The sequence below is a fragment of the Microthrixaceae bacterium genome, from assembly GCA_023957975.1.
In the GTDB taxonomy this organism is placed as follows: domain Bacteria; phylum Actinomycetota; class Acidimicrobiia; order Acidimicrobiales; family Microtrichaceae; genus JAMLGM01.
Genome location: JAMLGM010000005.1, coordinates 49,106 through 65,913, shown reverse-complemented (window position 1 = coordinate 65,913; position 16,808 = coordinate 49,106). Strand labels below are relative to the sequence as shown.

The following is a 16,808-nucleotide window of genomic DNA, read 5'->3' as shown; positions in this document are numbered from 1 at the left end:
CGCTGTCGGAGGTCGGCGGTAGCATCTGCGCCGTGGACACGACACCGCTGAGCGCAATCGAGGCAGCGGTTGGCGGCGCCGGCGACGAACCAACCCCTGCGGCGCGCCTCGCCGCACTGAATTCGATCAGTCCAGCGATGATCGACGACGTGGTGTTCGGGGCCGACGCCGCTCGCCTCGGCGCGGCGGCGGATGGGCGCGTCGTGGCCATCGGGGTCGCCGCATCGCCCGGGGTGGGGGTGGGGCGCGTCGCGGTCGATCCGGTCGCCGCGCTCGACTCGTGGGAGGCGGGCCGCGACGTGGTGCTCGTGGTCGACGAGACCACGCCTGCAGACGAACCGGCCATGCGCGTGGCCTCGGCCATCGTGACCAGGCGAGGCTCACTCGCAAGCCACGCGGCCATCATCGCTCGCCAATACGGCATCCCGGCGGTGTGCGGCGTCGGTGAGATCGAGGCCCGCGCCGGCGAGCAGTGGCTCGTCGACGGGGCGACCGGCGAGGTCCGACACCTCGACGACGACTCGGCCTCCCAAGCCGGTCGAGGTGGACCGGCACTGAGCGAGCTCCCAACAGCGGTGAAGACGCTGTTGGCCTGGGCGGATGAGGTCGCCGCCGGAGGCCTTGTCGTCATGGCGAACGCCGACGACGAGAACGCGGTGCGAACGGCGCTCTCCCTCGGGGCGAGCGGTGTTGGACTGTGCCGAACCGAGCACCAGTTTCTCGGCGAGGCGGCCGGCGTCGTCGCCCGGCTCCTCGCCGGAGACCACGAGGCGCTGGCGGAGTTTGCCCAACACCAGCGCGCGGCGTTGCGGGGCGTCTTTTCCGCGGTCGAGGATCGCCCGATCACGGTTCGGCTGCTCGATGCCCCCAGCCATGAGTTCGGGGGAGTCACCGAGCACAACCCCATGCTCGGAGTGCGTGGTATCCGGCTGGGCCTGATGCGCCCTGAGATTCTCGAGGCGCAGGCGGTGGCCGCCGCCGAAGCGTGGTGCGACGTTGCGGAACCTTCGAGCGCGGGCCGATCGGCGGCGCCGAGGGTCAGGCTGTGCCTTGGCGTCGTGGCCTTCCCCGAGGAGGTGACCGCGGCCCGGTCGATCATCGATGCCGCGGTCGAGCGGGTGGGTTCGGTTCGTGGTCGACGCATCGACATGGCGGCTTCGGCGATGGTCGAGACGCCACGTGCGGCGCTGTGCACCGCGATGTTCGCCACCGAGGTCGACTCGATCTGTTTCGGCACCAACGACCTCACCCAGCTCACCTACGGGCTGAGCCGCGACGACTCCGCCGAACTGGTTGCGGAGTACCGGCGTCGGGGAATCCTGGAACGCGACCCATTCGCCACCCTCGATCACCTCGGGGTCGCCCGCCTGCTGGCGTTGGCCGCTCAGACGGCGACCGCCGCCAACCCCGAGATCGCGTTATCGATGTGTGGTGAACACGCCGCCGACCCCGCCAGCATCGCCATCGCAGCACAGCTCGGAATTACGACACTGTCGGTGTCGCCGTATCGGGTTCCGGCGACGCGGCTGGCCGCGGCCCGGTGCATCATCGAAGGCGACGGTCGACGCTGATGGGTATCGCCGACGAGGACATCGTCAAGGTCCGTGACGCCGCCGACATCGTGGCGATCATCAACCAGCACACGACCCTGCGGCGCGTCGGGCAGCGCTGGACCGGCCTGTGTCCGTTCCACAACGAAAAGAGTCCGTCGTTCTCGGTCAACCAGAACGAGGGGCTCTTCTACTGCTTCGGATGTCAGAAGTCCGGCGACGTGATCACCTTCGTGCGCGAAATCGAACACCTCGACTTCGTCGGCGCGGTCGAGTGGTTGGCGGCCAAGGTCGGCATCGTCCTCACCTACACCGATCGTGACGAGGGCGCCGGACGGCGGCGCCAAAAGCAGTTACACGACGTCATGGAACGCGCCGTCGAGTGGTACCGGGCCCGGCTCAACGCCCCCGGCCCCGACGCGGGAGCGGCGCGGCGCTACCTGCGCAGCCGTGGGTTCGACCGGGAGATGGTCGAACAGTTCCAGGTCGGGTGGGCTCCGGATTCGTGGGACGAACTGTGCCGGTTCCTGAAGGTGCCCGACGACGTGCTCGTCGATTGCGGGCTCGGGTTTCGCAACAAGGCGAGTCGTCAACAGGACTTCTTTCGGGCCCGGGTGCTGTTTCCCATCTTCGACGACCAAGGGCGTCCGGTGGCCTTCGGTGGTCGGAAACTGCCCGACACCGACGGACCGAAATACCAGAACTCGCGCGAAACCAAGCTCTACAACAAGAGCGCGACGCTGTACGGACTCAACTGGGCAAAGGCCGACATCGTCAACGCGAACGAGGCGGTCATCTGCGAGGGCTACACCGACGTCATCGGGTTCTTTCGTGCCGGTATCCCGAGGGCCGTGGCGACGTGTGGGACCGCGTTGACCGAGGATCACATCCGGTCGCTGAAGCGGTTCACGAGACGCATCATCTTGGCCTACGACGCGGATGAGGCCGGGCAGAACGCGGCGGAGAAGGTGTACGCGTGGGAACAGACCCACGACATCGAGGTGCATGTTCTGTCGCTGCCCAAGGGGGCCGATCCCGACGAGTTGAGTCGCGAGAACCCCGAGGCGCTCGCCGACGCGGTGTCCACGGCGAAACCGTTTCTCGCGTTCCGCGTGCAGCGCGTGCTCGACGCCGCAGACGTCGCCACCCCCGAGGGGCGTGCCCGGGCCGCCTCGGCGGCACTCGACGTCATCGCCGAGCACCCGTCGCCGTTCCTGCGCGACCAGTACCTCATGGAGGTCGCCGGGTTCACGCGGGTCGCCGAGCACCAGTTGCGCACCCAACTCGCCGCAGGGCCACGACCCAAGCCGCAGGTCGAAACGCAACGGAGGCGTCGGCGAGGCGAGACGGGGAACGGTTCAGACGAACCGCCGCCGTGGGTCGGGTCCTCGGGCAACCACGGATTCGGCGATGATGGCTTCGGTGGTGATGGCTATGGCGATGACGGTGCCGGCATCGGACATGGGGGAGGGTGGGCACCGGCCTCGAATGTGGCGCCGACCGCGGGTTCGCAGCGGCGGTCCTCCGCTCCGCTCGACGGCCCACAACTCGAGGCGCTGAGGATGATCATCCACCGCCGTTATGAGATCGAGGAGTGGCTGCGTCCGGTCCTGTTCGGTGACGTTCGCGCCCGCGCCGTGTACGAGTCGATCGCCGTTCACCCCGACCTGGCCTCGGCGATCGCCGCGATCGACGAGCGCGGCGATCCGGAACTCAGCGGACTCGTGGCGCGTCTCTCGGTCGAGGAGACCGAGGCCCCGGTGGACGATGTCGTGTCGTTGTTGCTGGTCGACGCCGCCATGCGCGCCAGCTCCAGATTCGAAGCCGAGGCACGCACCTCGGAGGATCCACTCGCGTACGCCCCGTTGATTTCCTGGTTGAAACTCAGGTTGGACTCTCTGCGTGGCGATGAAGCCAGCATGGAATTTGCTCCCGAGTTGCTAGCCTGGCTTGACGAGAACTCCGCGGAGTTGTCATGACAGCGCAGATGTATGCGATGGACGTCGCTGCCGATGAATGGACTGTGCAGAAAGGATCGAGCGTGGGACTCTTCGACGAAGTTCCAGAGGCAGACCTGGCTGCACTCATCGAGCGCTCGAAAGCCTCGGGCGTGGCGCCGATCGACGACGTGTTGTCGGTGCTCGGCGTCGAACTGACCGTCGACGTGGTCGAGGAGATCCGCACCTACTTCACCCCGATGGGCGTACGGATCGAAGAGGCCGTCGATCTGCACGACGTCAACCTCGAGGGGTTGTTCGAAGCGGCGCCGAAGCAGACGCAGCCCGAGGCGGGTGACGTCGCCGTCTCCGGTTCCGATGAAGCGACCGGCGCGACCGGCACGACCGCCGCCACACCGCAGCCCGAGGACCCCGAGGTCGAACCACCGGTACGTCGTTTCGCCACCCGCACGTTGCCGACGTCGGCGACGCCGGTGGGAACCTCGTCGGATCCGGTGCGCATGTATCTGCGTGAGATCGGCCAGGTCGAGCTGTTGACCGGCCCCGAGGAAGTCGCGCTCGCCAAGCGGATCGAGGCCGGGGTGTTCGCCGAGTCGCGCCTCGCCGACCTCGCGGCATCGGGGGAGGAGATCGACCTCGCCGAGCGGCGCAAGTTGCAGCGCGTCGTTCGCGACGGGGAGCGGGCCAAGACGGAGCTGACCCAGGCGAATCTGCGCCTCGTCGTGTCGATCGCCAAGCGGTACCTCGGCCGAGGGCTCGCGATTCTCGACCTGATTCAAGAGGGCAACCTCGGATTGATGCGAGCGGTCGAGAAATTCGACTACTCGAAGGGGTTCAAGTTCTCGACCTATGCCACGTGGTGGATCCGCCAGGCGGTGACCCGGGCGATCGCCGATCAGGCCCGCACCATTCGTATTCCGGTCCACATGGTCGAATCGATGAACAAGGTGCATCGCCACCAGCGTCAGTTGATGCAGGAACTCGAACGCGAACCCACCATCGAGGAGCTCGCGGCGAAGGTCGGCCTCGCCCCGGCCCGGGTCCGCGACATCCTGCTCATCAGCCAGGATCCGCTGTCGCTCGATTCTCCGGTGGGCGAGGAGGAAGACAGCCTTCTCGCCGACTTCATCGAGGACTCCTCGGCGATCGCTCCGGCCGATGCCGCTGCGAAGCAGATGCTGGGCCAGGCGCTGATCGAGGCGCTCGACGATCTCAATCCGCGTGAGCGTCAGGTCGTGCGATTGCGATTCGGCCTCGAAGACGGTCAGGCCAAGACGCTCGAGGAGGTCGGACGCGAGTTCGGCGTGACCCGGGAACGTATCCGCCAGATCGAGTCGAAGACGCTGGCCAAGCTGCGCAACCCGCACCGCAGCCAGAAGCTGCGCGATTACCTCGACGTCGAGTAGGTCCTCGCCGGTGACCGGCCGAGCGAAACCGATGTGCGTCGACTCGTTGCGCCACTGCTAGAGTGTTCATCCGTGTGTTGCGGCGCACAGCACAATCCGGGGTAGCTCAGCTGGCAGAGCAACTGACTGTTAATCAGTGGGTCGTGGGTTCGAGCCCCTCCCCCGGAGCCATACCGAAACCCCCGAGCAGGCCCGGTCAGGGCACCCGGGGGTTTCGTCTTTTTCATCAGCGCTGACGCTCGAAAACCGGGCAGAGGTTGCTACAGGGTGACCTACGGGGTGGCCTCCCGGGTCGGGTGTCGGAGCCCGTGAGTGCCGTCGCGTTCCGAGGTCCGTGGGCATTGACCTTCGTCGCGAATCTGACCTACGGTCGCATGTCGGCCGACAGCGGTCGTCACCGGGGGAGTTCTGTGATCGACGTCAGTTTCGCGACCGTGACACTCGATACGGACCTGACTACCCTCGCGACACCATTCGTTTGAGGAGAGGCACACCGATGAGTGCAGAGCCGGGCTGGTACGACGACCCGATCGAGTCGTCCCAGTATCGATACTGGGATGGCGAGCGCTGGACCGAAAACGTGCGCGATAAGGCGTCGGTCGTGGCCGTCGGCTCGGAAGCGGCGGTCGAAACGCCGTGGACCTCAAGCCTTGAGACCGCAGCCACGGTGCCGGAGACAGCCGACGCGACGGTTGCGGCATCGATTCTCGGGGCCGCTGCGGGCGAATCGACTGGCACGCCCCCATGGGCGCGTTCGGGTGAGGACACCGAAGCATCGGGTGCGGGGGATGCGTTCGGCACAGCGGCAGCGTTCGGGGCCGGCGCCGGGGCCGGGTTCGGAACCGCCGACGCGTCGATTCCGTCCGAGCCGGCAGCGGCGGGCAACGAGCCGCTGTTCGGAGCGCATCGTCAAACAGACCAACCGGTCCACAATGGTCAGCCGACCGAATACGGTCAGCCGTTCGGGGCCAACCAGCCGGTCCAGCCGACCGAATACGGTCAGCCGTTCCAGCCGGCCGGAGCCGAGCAGCCGTTCGGGGCGAGCCAGCCGTTCGGAGCCGAGCAGACGCCGCAAGGTTCCGAGGTGATCGGAGCGGTTCCAGGTGCATTCGCTGGCGCCGTGCCGGGAACCGAACCGGCACCGCTGCCGACCGCGGACTCCGCAGGTGGCCCTGGGGCGTTCGTCGACGACGCTTCGTATTTCGAACGCCCCACCTCCGCGGTGACGTTCGAAACCGACGAACCGACCTACGTTCAGTCGGAGCCGTCGCAGACATTCACCGGGGTCGGCGGTCTGCGGACTCCCGGCGACCGTTCGGCCGACGACATGGTTCCTCCGGAGGAGATCTCACCGGAAGCCATCGCCATGGCCGCCAGCCTCGACGCATCGAAGGCCAAGAAGGTCAAGAAGGCCAAGCCCCCGAAAGAGAAGGTTCAGAAGGACCCGTCGAAGAGCGACTCGAAACTTCCGATCCTGCTCGGACTCCTGGCACTCGTGCTCATCGGTGCCGGCGCCTACCTGTTGTTGACCGGCGGCGACGACGGGGCTGACACCGACGTCGCCGGTACGACGGTGACCTCGCAGTCGTCGCCCACCACCGCGGTGCCGACCACCGCGGTGGCGACCAGCGAGGCGGCGCCCACGACCACTCCCAGCGCGGTCGAGACCATTCCGGCGTCGAGCGCAGCACCGTCGACGCCAGCAGGCATCGATCCGTCCTCGCCCGAGGCCATGGCCATGCGAGCTGCGTTCGATGCCGAGTCCGCCCGTGCGTGTGCGGCCATTCAGGCCAACCCCGGCCTGTACACCGAGTCGGTCATCGTCTTCGACGAGACCTGGCGTGCGATCGGACTCGATTACGAACAACTGCAGCGCTCGGTGAACGAGTGCTCGTTCGCTGCACGCGAGGAAGCGCTGCGCAACGTCGAACAGTACGACCAGCAACGGGGCTGACGGCCGTACCGCGGAGGGTTACTGCGGAGGGCTCAGTCCGAGGACGGCTCGGGCACTTCGCATGCTCGAGCGATCGCCTCGTAGGTGCTTGCGAGTCGTTCGACGCCGTCTGGCAGCGGGTGGACGGTGTCGCTGTCGAGCAGCACCTGATCCTGAGGGAACACGAATATCGAGGACCATTCGGTGACGGTCGTGTTGGGGTAGTCGGCTGCCAACGCCCGTAACGCTGCGTTGAACTCGATCGCTGCTGCTGAGCGGTCGACGCCGAGTTGGGAGATGTGCTCGTTGATCGTGATGACCCCGACACAATGCAGATCGCTGAACGCGTCGAGGATCTGGCGGTATTCGGCGATCGACGCGTCGAGGGGACGGTCCTGCAAGATGTTGTTGGTGCCGAGGTTGACGATGACCTGATCCGGTCGGCGTTTGGCGATATCGGCGGCCTCGGCGAGTTGCTCGTCGATCCGGGCACCCCAGAGGGCCTTCACGCGGGTGCTGGTGTATCCCGCCAGTTTCGCTTCGGTGGCGCCGCCGATCAGCATGGTGATCGAGTCGCCGAGGAGCGTCAGTCCGCCCTCGGGTCCGGACGAACACGCCGGAGTCATCAACAACAGCGCGCCGACGACTGCGGCACCCAGAGTGCGTCGAAACGACACGCCGACTACTGGCTCGTCAGCGATTGCCAGATCTCGACGCATCGCTTGCACGCCGGCAGATTGTCCGGGGCATGACCCTTGGGGACCCACCGGTAGCCACACAGCGCCTCGATCTCCATGCCCGACTCGGCCGCCGCGGTGATGAGCGCCCCGGCGCCGAGTGATCCCGATCGTTTCACGATGTGGGCACATTCCTCCGGTGGGGTCTCCTCGAGAAACTCCTCGAGGATCTCATCGGGGATGATCTGAACGGACGGCTGCATGGTCACGATGGTCAGACTAACCGGAGGCCCCACCGGTAGGATGTGCGGTGCTGCGGGGCTGTAGCTCAGTTGGTCAGAGCAGGCGACTCATAATCGCTTGGTCGCGGGTTCGAGCCCCGCCGGCCCCACCCACGGTGTCGTAAGGGACCGCAGAACGAAATGGAGCCACAACGCATCATGACCCGACTCAGAATCGCCGTAGCACTCGTCATCGCGGCGGCGGTGATCGTCGTGGCGGCCCTGTTGCTGAGCGGCGGCGGCGACGACGGTGGCGACGGTGGCGATAGTGCGGCGGAGAACTCCGGTGTGGTGGCGACCACGGCGGCGTCCGCGTCGAACGACACGTTGCCCAACGGCTCACCCCTGTTCGACGGGTACCCACGGCTCGTCGACGCCGACGAGGTGGACGAACGGGTGGTCGGTGCCAACGAGGGGGTCGAGCAGTTCGTCGCCCTGGCCCCGGCGGTGTGGGCGATCTATGACCCCGCGAACCCCGACCTGTTGAGCTACCTCAGCGGGCCGACCACGGGGGATTGCGTGATGCGCGCCACCTACTTCCCCGACAGCGACGGCGAGTGCTTCGATCGCTGATCCTGCGCCGGCGCCGCGAACCGGTCAGAGTTCATCGAGCCAGAACGGGGAGTGGTCGAGCAGATAGCGGCTCACGTCGAGGCATCCGTCGAGTGCCGCACACAGGTCTTCGGTCCCCATGAAAATCTCCGTGAGGGTGACGTCTACCCGGGCGATGATCGACAACGAGCGTTCCGCCGCGTCGGTGACCGAGGCGAACGAGTCGATCGCCGACACCTCGAGGGGAAGATTCGGTCCGCCGATTCCCGCGAGTTCGGTGGCGAGCACCAGCAGGTCCGGGCAGTGCGGCAGCGGTGGCAGCGACCAGGTGAAGTTGAGCGGGAGTGCGAGCGGGGAGTCGGGGACCGTGTCCTCCGGGAGCCCGACGACGAGGTCTTCGAACGCGAGGATGGCCCGCGGCTCAACCTCAAGCGCGAGGTGCAGATCGAGCGGGCCGCCGCATGCCTCCTCGGGATGAAGATCGACCTCCCACGCCTGACGCATGGAGTAGGTCTCGATGAAGTGCCGCTCGTCGTGGATGTGGAAGCCGTGACGGGTTGCATGGTCTTTGAGATCCGCGATGAAGCCTGGGATGTCAGTCACTGCCATTGGGAGCCAGTCTCGCAGGTCCGTCAAGGCACTGCGACCCGATACCGTGGCGGTGTGGAGAATGCCACAACGTTCGCGTTGTTCGACAGGATCGCAGCCGAGGTCGCCGACGCGGTTGCCGTGGCGGATCGCGTCGGTCGGGGCGAGCGGCCAGGACAGTACCGCCTCGACCTCGATGCCGACGCGGTGGTCACCGAGGCACTGCGCTCGGCGGGGTTCGGTGTGGTGTCGGAGGAATCCGGACGCGACGGCTACGGTGCGGCGGTGACCGTCGTGGTCGATCCCGTCGACGGCTCGACGAACGCGAGCCGCTCGCTGCCGTGCTGGGCGACGAGCCTGTGCGCCGTCGATGCGGACGGCCCGCTGTTGGCGACCGTCGTCGACCAGAGCCGCAAGGTCACCTGGCGTGCGGTGCGAGGCGGCGGAGCGACCCGCCAGGTCGGTGACGATCAGCCCGAGCCGATTCGGGTGGCGGAACCGGTGCTGGCCGGCGACGCCGTCGTCGCTATCAACGGCATGTCGTCCAACAAGGCGGAAACCTGGCAGTTCCGGGCGTACGGAGCGGCCTCGATCGAGTTGTGCATGGTCGCCGATGGCACCCTCGACGGGTACACGAACCTCGACGGAGACTCCCATGGGGTGTGGGACTACCTCGCGGCCGTATTGATCCTCGCGGAGGCCGGAGGGGTTGCCCGCGACGTCGAGTTCCGCGACCTGGTCACGCTGAATCCTCGTGAACGGCGCTGTATCGTCGCGGCGTCCTGCGACTCGCTGTTGGCAGAAATGATGTGGTGATGGGTTCAAGCCGGACACAACGTTGGAGCCTTCAGGTGTACGGGCGGTTGCCGTCGATGATGCGCCAGCGCCTCGTGCGGGCGTTCAAGCCCTCCTACACGGTGGGGTCGATGACGGCGGTGACCCGCTCCGATGGGGCGGTGTTGCACGTGCGGCACAGCTACGCGTCGCACTGGGCGTTGCCCGGGGGACTGGTGAATCGCCGTGAGGACGTCGCGACGGGCGCGGTTCGAGAAACCCGTGAGGAGGTCGGCATCGAGGTGGTGTTGCACGGCCAACCGTCGGTCACCGTCGATCCGATCAAACAGGTGGTGCGGGTCATCTACCGGGCCGGCCTCGCCGAGGGGGTCGTGGCGACCGACGCCCATCCCGCATCGGCGGAGATCGTCGAGGTCGCGTGGCTGGATGCAAGCTCGGATGCAACCATCACCCCCGAGTCGCGAGAGGCCCTTGAGGCGCTCGAACGATCTGAAGGTGTCGCCACCGGGCGAACGCCTGGGCAGTGACGTCGTCGAATCGGCCGTGGGGTTGCCGGGCGGTATGCTGGCGAACCGTTCGGGCGTATAGCTCAGTTGGCTAGAGCTCCTGGTTTACATCCAGGCGGTCGGGGGTTCGAGTCCCTCTGCGCCCACCACCCGCGTGCCCACTATCTCATAGGTCTTTTGGGCACCGGAGACTGTGACGATCGCCCGGTCAAACTGGGCCTCAGGGTTGCCGATAACCATCTTGATGGATTTCGAGCGTAACCCTGTGGACCGGACCGCTCCTGCACGGCCGGACAGTGAGCTGTCAGCGAGCGACGTCGTCGACGGCGACGTGGTCGATCGCGAGGCGCTTCGCCGAGCGATGGCTCGCGCCGCGACCGAGCGCGCGAACCATCCGGCGCCACACACCGTGGTCGCTCATCGTTCGTCGATGGTCGACGGGTCCGTTGAGGTGCTCGAGGCACCCGAGGCGCCCGAGGCGCAGGTCGCGCCGGAACATGCAGCGGCGGTCGGCTCGGTGAAGGCGACGAAGTTCGTCGAACAGCGCTCCGCTCGTGCGGGCGACGATCAGAGCCCGACGCGGTCCTGGGAGTCGCGTCCGATTGCGTCCCGCCTGGTGCGCCTCGGTGTGACCTTGGTACCGATCGCCGTCGGTGCGCTGTTCGCGGTGGCGGCGTCGAGGGTGCTACCTCAAGCGACGTCGGTCGTGATGGCGGTCCTTCGCGCGCTCCTGGTCGTCGCACTCACCACCGGGGTCGTGCGCCTCGTCGACAAGGCCTCGCGCCGGTTCCTGCCGTTGGCGGCGCTGTTGCAGCTGTCGTTGGTGTTCCCGGATCAAGCACCGGACCGAATGCGAGCCGCACTCAAGGCCGGAAGTTCGCGTCGGCTCGCCCGCAACGTCGAGGAAGCTCGAACGAACGGGTTGGCATCGGATCCGGGTGATGCCGCTCGCCAGGTCGTCGCGCTGATCTCGGCGATCGGCGACCACGATCGGCGCACGCGTGGCCATTCCGAACGCGTCCGGCTCTTTGCGGACCTGATCGGTGAGGAACTCCACCTGTCCAAGGAGGAGCGACAGAAGCTCCAATGGGGTGCGCTGTTGCACGATCTCGGCAAGTTGATGGTTCCCGACGAGATCCTCAACAAGAAGGGCAAGCCCACCGACGAGGAGTGGTCCACCCTTCAGAGCCATCCGGCCGAGGGCATGAGGCTGGTGGAGCCACTGCGGGAGTTCCTCGGCGAGTGGGTCTACGCGATCGGCGGCCACCATGAGAAGTGGAACGGCACCGGCTATCCCGAAGGCCTTCGCGGTGATGGGATTCCGAGGGCGGCGGCGATCGTCGCGGTCGCCGATTCGTTCGAGGTGATGACCGCGGTGCGCTCCTACAAGCGTGCGATGCCGTTGAGCGAGGCGCGAGCGGAACTGACCCGTTGCTCGGGAACACATTTCTCACCGGAGGTGGTGCGGGCGTTCCTGAAGGTGTCATTGGGGGATCTGCGTCTGGTGTCGGGGCCGCTCGCATCGCTGGCGCAGGTTCCGTTCGTCCAGTCGATCATGAGCGCTCCTGCACAAGTCGGTGGCTTGGCGTCGCCGGTCCTCGGTGCTGCGGCAGCGGCTCCGGCGGCGGCCGCAGCGACCGCGGCGGCGGTTGTCGCTGCGGTGGCGGGCGCAGTAGCGGTGGTCGGGTCCGGGCCCGCCACCGCCGATGAACCCCCAGCGCCGGTCGAGTCAGCCATCGTCACCACGGTGCCCGAGCTCAGCGAAACCGTGACCTATGGCAGCTCGCCGAACGCCGGCAAGGCGCCGGTCGGGCCGGAAGGCGCCGGAACCGAGGCTGCTCCAGCGACCTCGACGACCACGACGACGACCACGACGACCACTGCGCCGGCGACGACGGCGCCGCCGACCAGCTTCCAGGTCAGTGGCACGGTCAAGCCCGACTCGCCACCGCAAACGCCGCAGTCTCCAACTGCGCCTGCCTCAGGCCCATCTCCATCAGGCACGCCGGACGGCGCCGGGGGTTCGGCCTCGGCATCGAATGCGCGCAAGACACCAGCGTCGACCGCGGCGCCGACGACCGCCGCGCCCCCTTCGGCTCCGCTGCCACCGCCGAATGGCCAAGGCACCGCTGCGACAACCCTTTCCCTGGTCGTGCGTCAGGAGGGGTCGTCGACCTCGACATCGCTCGAGGGGGCCAACCTCCAGGCCGGAACCCGATATGTGGTGACGGCGATGTCGAATCAGATGCCGAACATCAAACGTGTCACCTACGTCTACGGCGACGGGCTGTTGGTGTCGGCGACCACGACGGCACCGTTCGAGTTCACCTTCACCGCGACATCGTTGCTCGCGGGCAACAGTACCCAATCGGTCACCGCGTTGGTCGAGGTGTACAGCGGGTCACCGTTCTCGAAGCAGGTCAACTTCACGACCACCTCCGGCTGCCTTCTCGGATTGTTGTGCTGAACGCCGACCCGGTGACCCTCAGGCCGCCGAGGCCGCCATCGTTCGCAGCCGGCTGATGCCCAATGCGGCTCCTGCGGTGCGCACGACCATCATGGCCGAGATCGCGGCCCAGATCCCTGCCAGCCCCCACGGTGCAGCAGCCCACGCGACGAACCCGAACGCACACGAGGCGATCAGCATCGTGGCGGCCAAGAAGCGTTGACGCGATGCGCCGACCAGCATCCCGTCGCCAACGAACGCGACGGCGCTGACCGGGGCGAACGCTGCGACCCACCACAGGGCCGTCGTCGCCGCGTCGATCACCGCCTGATCGGAGCTGAACACCCGGGGAAGCCACCACGACAGTGCGACGATGCCAACCGCGAGCGCGACCCCGACCCGGACTCCCCACGTGAACAGCCGTGCGGTGACGGTGCCGAGTTCGTGGAACGTTGCGGACCCCAACCGGTGCGACACCAGCGATTGTCCGGCGGCCTCGAGGCCGTCGAGCGCGTACGAGCAGAAGATCCAGATCTGAAAGGCGATCGCGTAGGCCGCCAGGGTCACCTCACCTTGTCGCGCCGCGAGCGCCGTCGCGACGGTCAACACGGTGCGTAGCGCAACGGTGCGCACCAACAGGTCTCTGCCGACGACGAGTTGCGTGCGCAGGCTCCGCCGATCGGCGACGAGCGGCGCCCCGGCGCGCCGGGCATCGCGGACCACGAGCACCACGTAGGTGATCCCCGATGCGAGTGCGGTCGCGGTGGTCGTCCACGCCGCGGTAGCGATCCCGAACCCGAGGCCGATCACCAGGATCAGGTCGGCGACGAGGTTGGTGGCCGCGGCGACCGCACTTATGAGCAGAGGGATCCGCGTATCGAGGTGACCCCGGCGCGCTCCGATGCCGGCCATCGTGAGGGTGGACCCGGGTGCCGAGAGCGCCACGATCTCGAGGTAGCGACCAGCGTCTCGCGCCACCTCGCCGGATCCTCCGAGCCATGAGATGAACGTCGGGCCGCCGATCAGGAGTGTGACGGTTGCCGTCGCGCCGATGGCAAGGGCGATCCACATCGCGGTGACGGCCTCGTGCGCCGCGCGGCGGGTATCGCCGGCACCGAGGTGTCGGGCGACGGCCGTGGTGGTGGCGAACATCAAGAAGATGAACACCGTCGATGCGAACGACACCACTCGCACCGCGATCGCCACGCCGCCCAGCGCCGTGGTGCCGAGGGAGCCGACGATCGCGGTGTCGCACAGCTCGGCGAGCGGCTCGGTGGCCAGCGCTAGCGCGGCGGGAATGGCGATCGCGCCGATCTGTCGGTCGATCGAGGCAGACGCGGTCGTTGGCACGAGGCGAGCCTACGATGCGGAAATTCGCGCAGAGTGCGGGTGCTCGGCGCTAAGCGTCGGGGATCGCAGGTGGCTACCATGACGCCGTCGGTGAAACGGTTCGCCAGGAGGTCACGGATGCGCAACGACGGGACCCGCGAACGAGGCGCGGCGTCGGGGGCGTGGGCAGCGGCGGCGGTTGTTCTCGCGCTCGGAGCGTTGTTGTTCGGATTCACCGCACACGTTCGCCTCAACGAGATGGAGGCCGAGGTGGCCCGGCTGTCGTCGGCCACCACGACGGTGCCGGTGGGCGAACCGCGAGTCGCCACCGACGAAGGCCTCGGCCTCGGCGTCGGTGCCGATTCGGAACAGGCGGGTTCGGCATCGGCTGGTACGGCGCAGGCTGGGTCGGGGGACTCGGCGCCCAGCGATGACGATCGCCTGGCAGTGGTGCGAGCGTTCACGACCGTCTACGACGCGTCGCAGCCGCTGAGCGAGCGCCTGTTGAGCGTCGATGATCCTTCCGGGGTCGACCTGGCGCTTCAAGCGATTGAGGCGGGGCCGAACGGCGAACTGGTGAAACAGGTCGTCGTAAGCGTCAACGACGTGAAATTCCCGACGGCGAACTCCGCCACGGTGATCTACACGATCGTGGTGCCCGGAGCCGATCCGGTGCCGGGCCGCAACGGTGGGGCGAAGCTCATCGACGGGGCGTGGAAGGTGACCAGGGCAACCGTGTGCGGGGATCTCGCTGCGGTCGGAGGCAGTTGCTGAACCCGCGGCCGAGCGTCGAGCGGCCGCCTCTACGAGCGGCCGGCGTTCAGCTCCAGAGCCCCGACTCGAGGGCCTCGGGAACCATCAGGTGCGAAGCTCCGGCGCGAGCGGCGCTCGATGACACGTCGAGGTAGCGAGCCTCGAGCCGAAGGGTGACGGCGTCGGGTTCGGTGATGTGGCGCACACCGGCGTTGAAGGCCACATCGGCGCGATCGAACAGGGCCAGGCGCGGAAGCCGGGCGACGGCGTCGTCGCGGCGTGCGCTGTCGCCGCCGTAATACACCGGATCGTTCACCTGCCCCCACTTGTCGGCCCCCATGATGACGACGTCATAGCCGGCAGCGATGTCGACGATGAGGCGTTGCTCGCTGACGACGATGCGCATCCATCCGACGCGGCCCGCCAGTCGTTCGAGCACCTCGACACGTTGATCGAGGCTCGGGATGCTGAGGTGTTCCTTGCCGATGGGGATGCGGCTGACCACAAGGTCGACCCGTTCGAGTTCGAGCGTGGTTCGAGCCTCCTCGGCCACCGCGAGATGCGCGACCGTGGGCGGGTTGAACGTGCCGGGGAACACCCCCACGCCACCGCGGTGCCCACTCATGTCGCCTCGAGCCTCGGGCCTCGCCGAGCCCAGGTCAGTGCGGCACAACCCGCAACGCACAACGTGGCGGAGGTGAGCAGCGTCGCGTTGAACCCCAGGCGCGTGTAGATGGCCCCTCCGGCCGCCGATGCGACTGCTCGGGACACCAGCATCACGACGAACGCCTGGGCGACCGAGCGCCCGCGGTTGTCGACATCGAGCTCGGTCACGATCGGCAGGGTGGCGACGAAGGACGCCTCCATGGCCAGGTCCATCAGCAACAACATGGCCACCCCGAACACCGCCGAGTTGCCGACCGCACTGTTCGACATGGCGATCAGGATCAACGACGGAATCGCCGCCAAACCGATCGCGACCCCGCCGACGCGGACCGGTCCGAGGCGGTCCGCGTATGCGATCACCCACGCCACGCCCACGAGCTCGGCCACCCCGAGGGCCGCGGTGGCAAAGGAGAGTTGGGTGTTCGACATGGCGAGATGCCCTGCGAACCAGTCGCCGTTCACGGCGAACACGAGCATCTGCGAAAACGGCTGCAGGCAGAAAAACGCCCAGATGGCTCGGCGAAGGCGTGCCGGGTTGGCGATCGCCTCGAGGGCGTGGTGGGTGGCGGCGGAGCCGGTCGAGGTCGCGGCGGAGCCCGTTGGGCGTGCGGCCGGTGCTCCGACGGGCTCGTCCTCGGCGGCACCCTGCTGCGAGCGCCGAAGGCTCGCCCCGGAACCGACCGCCAACAACGCCAGGATCGGTCCGGTGATCAGAAACCCGGACCTCCAGCCGAAACGGTCGGTGGCGAAGCCGATGATCGGAACGCCGAGGAGGAACGACCCCGCCCAGGTCGTTTCGATGAAACCGATGACCCGCGCTCGTTTGGTGACGGGAACCTCGTGGCCGACCCACGCGTTCTGGGCCAGGTCGATCGAGTTCTTCGCGAACGCCCCCAGCACCATGACGACGACGAACACGGGAAACCACGGGGTGGCGGCCAACAGACAGGAGATCCCGACCAGAACTCCACCCGCGGCGATGACCGCAGCACCGTGGCCGTTGTCCACGAGTCGACCGGCGACCGGCGACCCCAGCCCGCCGAGCTCGCGCACGCCCAGCACGACGGTCATGGTTTCGACGCTGACACCGAGGCCCCGGGAGATCTCGGTGATGAACACGTACGGCGCCCGTACGAACAGGTTGCCGAGGAGGCGGGTGGCGGCGAAGCCACGCACCGTCGGCCACACGTGGCGATGATCCTGCGGGGTATGACCGTCGGGGCCGCCCTCACGCGGCGGCGTCATCGCCGATCGGCGCAGCGCTGAGTGTCGATCGGGGACCGCGGCATGGCATGCAGGCTACCGGTCGCGACCGTGCCGCCCCGGCTCTCAACCCGAAACGGCGCCCACGGCCGCGTGTTGCTGATA

15 protein-coding genes and 3 tRNA genes are annotated in these 16,808 nt (G+C 67.6%); 12 read left to right on the top strand and 6 right to left on the bottom strand.

What is annotated here, in order from left to right; genetic code table 11:
- Nucleotides 1-32: 32 nt before the first annotated feature.
- From M9952_09035 to M9952_09015, 5 genes are all read left to right on the top strand, one after another.
- On the top strand, nucleotides 33-1,571 hold the full coding sequence (locus M9952_09035) for a PEP-utilizing enzyme (GenBank protein ID MCO5313059.1): 1,539 nt from the start codon (nucleotides 33-35) through the stop codon (nucleotides 1,569-1,571).
- A complete protein-coding gene (dnaG, locus tag M9952_09030) occupies nucleotides 1,571-3,529 on the top strand; it encodes a DNA primase (protein MCO5313058.1) in 1,959 nt (652 codons plus the stop codon). Before M9952_09035 ends, dnaG begins: the two co-directional genes overlap by 1 nt.
- A 479-nt stretch (nucleotides 3,530-4,008) precedes the next feature.
- A complete protein-coding gene (rpoD, locus tag M9952_09025; protein ID MCO5313057.1) occupies nucleotides 4,009-4,914 on the top strand; it encodes an RNA polymerase sigma factor RpoD in 906 nt (301 codons plus the stop codon).
- Nucleotides 4,915-5,009: 95 nt separating this feature from the next.
- Nucleotides 5,010-5,085: transfer RNA gene (locus tag M9952_09020), tRNA-Asn, on the top strand.
- Between the two features lie 325 nt (nucleotides 5,086-5,410).
- The gene (locus tag M9952_09015; GenBank protein MCO5313056.1) at nucleotides 5,411-6,868 is read left to right on the top strand and encodes a DUF2510 domain-containing protein; all 1,458 of its coding nucleotides are present in this window, start codon (nucleotides 5,411-5,413) and stop codon (nucleotides 6,866-6,868) included.
- A gap of 32 nt (nucleotides 6,869-6,900) precedes the next feature.
- Here M9952_09015 and M9952_09010 read toward each other — a convergent pair whose 3' ends face one another.
- Nucleotides 6,901-7,524 (bottom strand): SGNH/GDSL hydrolase family protein, encoded by a 624-nt coding sequence (locus tag M9952_09010; protein ID MCO5313055.1) that lies wholly within the window; start codon nucleotides 7,522-7,524, stop codon nucleotides 6,901-6,903.
- 5 nt (nucleotides 7,525-7,529) lie between these two features.
- The gene (locus tag M9952_09005) at nucleotides 7,530-7,787 is read right to left on the bottom strand and encodes a DUF3039 domain-containing protein (protein ID MCO5313054.1); all 258 of its coding nucleotides are present in this window, start codon (nucleotides 7,785-7,787) and stop codon (nucleotides 7,530-7,532) included.
- Between the two features lie 54 nt (nucleotides 7,788-7,841).
- On the opposite strand from M9952_09005, the gene M9952_09000 reads away from it, so the two are divergent.
- Nucleotides 7,842-7,915, top strand: a tRNA-Ile gene (locus tag M9952_09000).
- 49 nt (nucleotides 7,916-7,964) lie between these two features.
- On the top strand, nucleotides 7,965-8,378 hold the full coding sequence (locus M9952_08995; protein ID MCO5313053.1) for a hypothetical protein: 414 nt from the start codon (nucleotides 7,965-7,967) through the stop codon (nucleotides 8,376-8,378).
- Nucleotides 8,379-8,402: 24 nt separating this feature from the next.
- On the opposite strand, the gene M9952_08990 is transcribed toward M9952_08995, so the two are convergent.
- Nucleotides 8,403-8,966: a hypothetical protein gene (locus tag M9952_08990; protein MCO5313052.1), complete on the bottom strand. Its 564-nt coding sequence runs from the start codon at nucleotides 8,964-8,966 to the stop codon at nucleotides 8,403-8,405.
- 54 nt (nucleotides 8,967-9,020) lie between these two features.
- On the opposite strand from M9952_08990, the gene M9952_08985 reads away from it, so the two are divergent.
- The 4 genes from M9952_08985 (at nucleotide 9,021) to M9952_08970 (ending at nucleotide 12,713) form a co-directional block, all read left to right on the top strand.
- The gene (locus tag M9952_08985) at nucleotides 9,021-9,761 is read left to right on the top strand and encodes a hypothetical protein (protein ID MCO5313051.1); all 741 of its coding nucleotides are present in this window, start codon (nucleotides 9,021-9,023) and stop codon (nucleotides 9,759-9,761) included.
- The gene (locus M9952_08980) at nucleotides 9,761-10,267 is read left to right on the top strand and encodes an NUDIX domain-containing protein (protein ID MCO5313050.1); all 507 of its coding nucleotides are present in this window, start codon (nucleotides 9,761-9,763) and stop codon (nucleotides 10,265-10,267) included. The genes M9952_08985 and M9952_08980 overlap by 1 nt, the downstream gene beginning before the upstream one ends.
- 51 nt (nucleotides 10,268-10,318) lie before the next feature.
- Nucleotides 10,319-10,395 (top strand) — tRNA-Val (locus M9952_08975).
- A gap of 281 nt (nucleotides 10,396-10,676) precedes the next feature.
- Nucleotides 10,677-12,713, top strand: coding sequence for an HD-GYP domain-containing protein (locus M9952_08970; protein MCO5313049.1), 2,037 nt, complete (start codon nucleotides 10,677-10,679; stop codon nucleotides 12,711-12,713).
- 18 nt (nucleotides 12,714-12,731) lie between these two features.
- Here M9952_08970 and M9952_08965 read toward each other — a convergent pair whose 3' ends face one another.
- Complete coding sequence (locus M9952_08965) at nucleotides 12,732-14,042, bottom strand: MATE family efflux transporter (protein ID MCO5313048.1); 1,311 nt, start codon at nucleotides 14,040-14,042, stop codon at nucleotides 12,732-12,734.
- 78 nt (nucleotides 14,043-14,120) lie between these two features.
- Here M9952_08965 and M9952_08960 point away from each other — a divergent pair, with 78 nt between their 5' ends.
- Nucleotides 14,121-14,795, top strand: coding sequence for a hypothetical protein (locus M9952_08960; protein MCO5313047.1), 675 nt, complete (start codon nucleotides 14,121-14,123; stop codon nucleotides 14,793-14,795).
- A 46-nt stretch (nucleotides 14,796-14,841) separates the two neighbouring features.
- Here M9952_08960 and M9952_08955 read toward each other — a convergent pair whose 3' ends face one another.
- Both M9952_08955 and M9952_08950 read right to left on the bottom strand, forming a co-directional pair.
- Nucleotides 14,842-15,399: a hypothetical protein gene (locus M9952_08955; GenBank protein ID MCO5313046.1), complete on the bottom strand. Its 558-nt coding sequence runs from the start codon at nucleotides 15,397-15,399 to the stop codon at nucleotides 14,842-14,844.
- A complete protein-coding gene (locus M9952_08950; protein MCO5313045.1) occupies nucleotides 15,396-16,685 on the bottom strand; it encodes an MFS transporter in 1,290 nt (429 codons plus the stop codon). Before M9952_08950 ends, M9952_08955 begins: the two co-directional genes overlap by 4 nt.
- Between the last annotated feature and the right edge of the window lie 123 nt (nucleotides 16,686-16,808).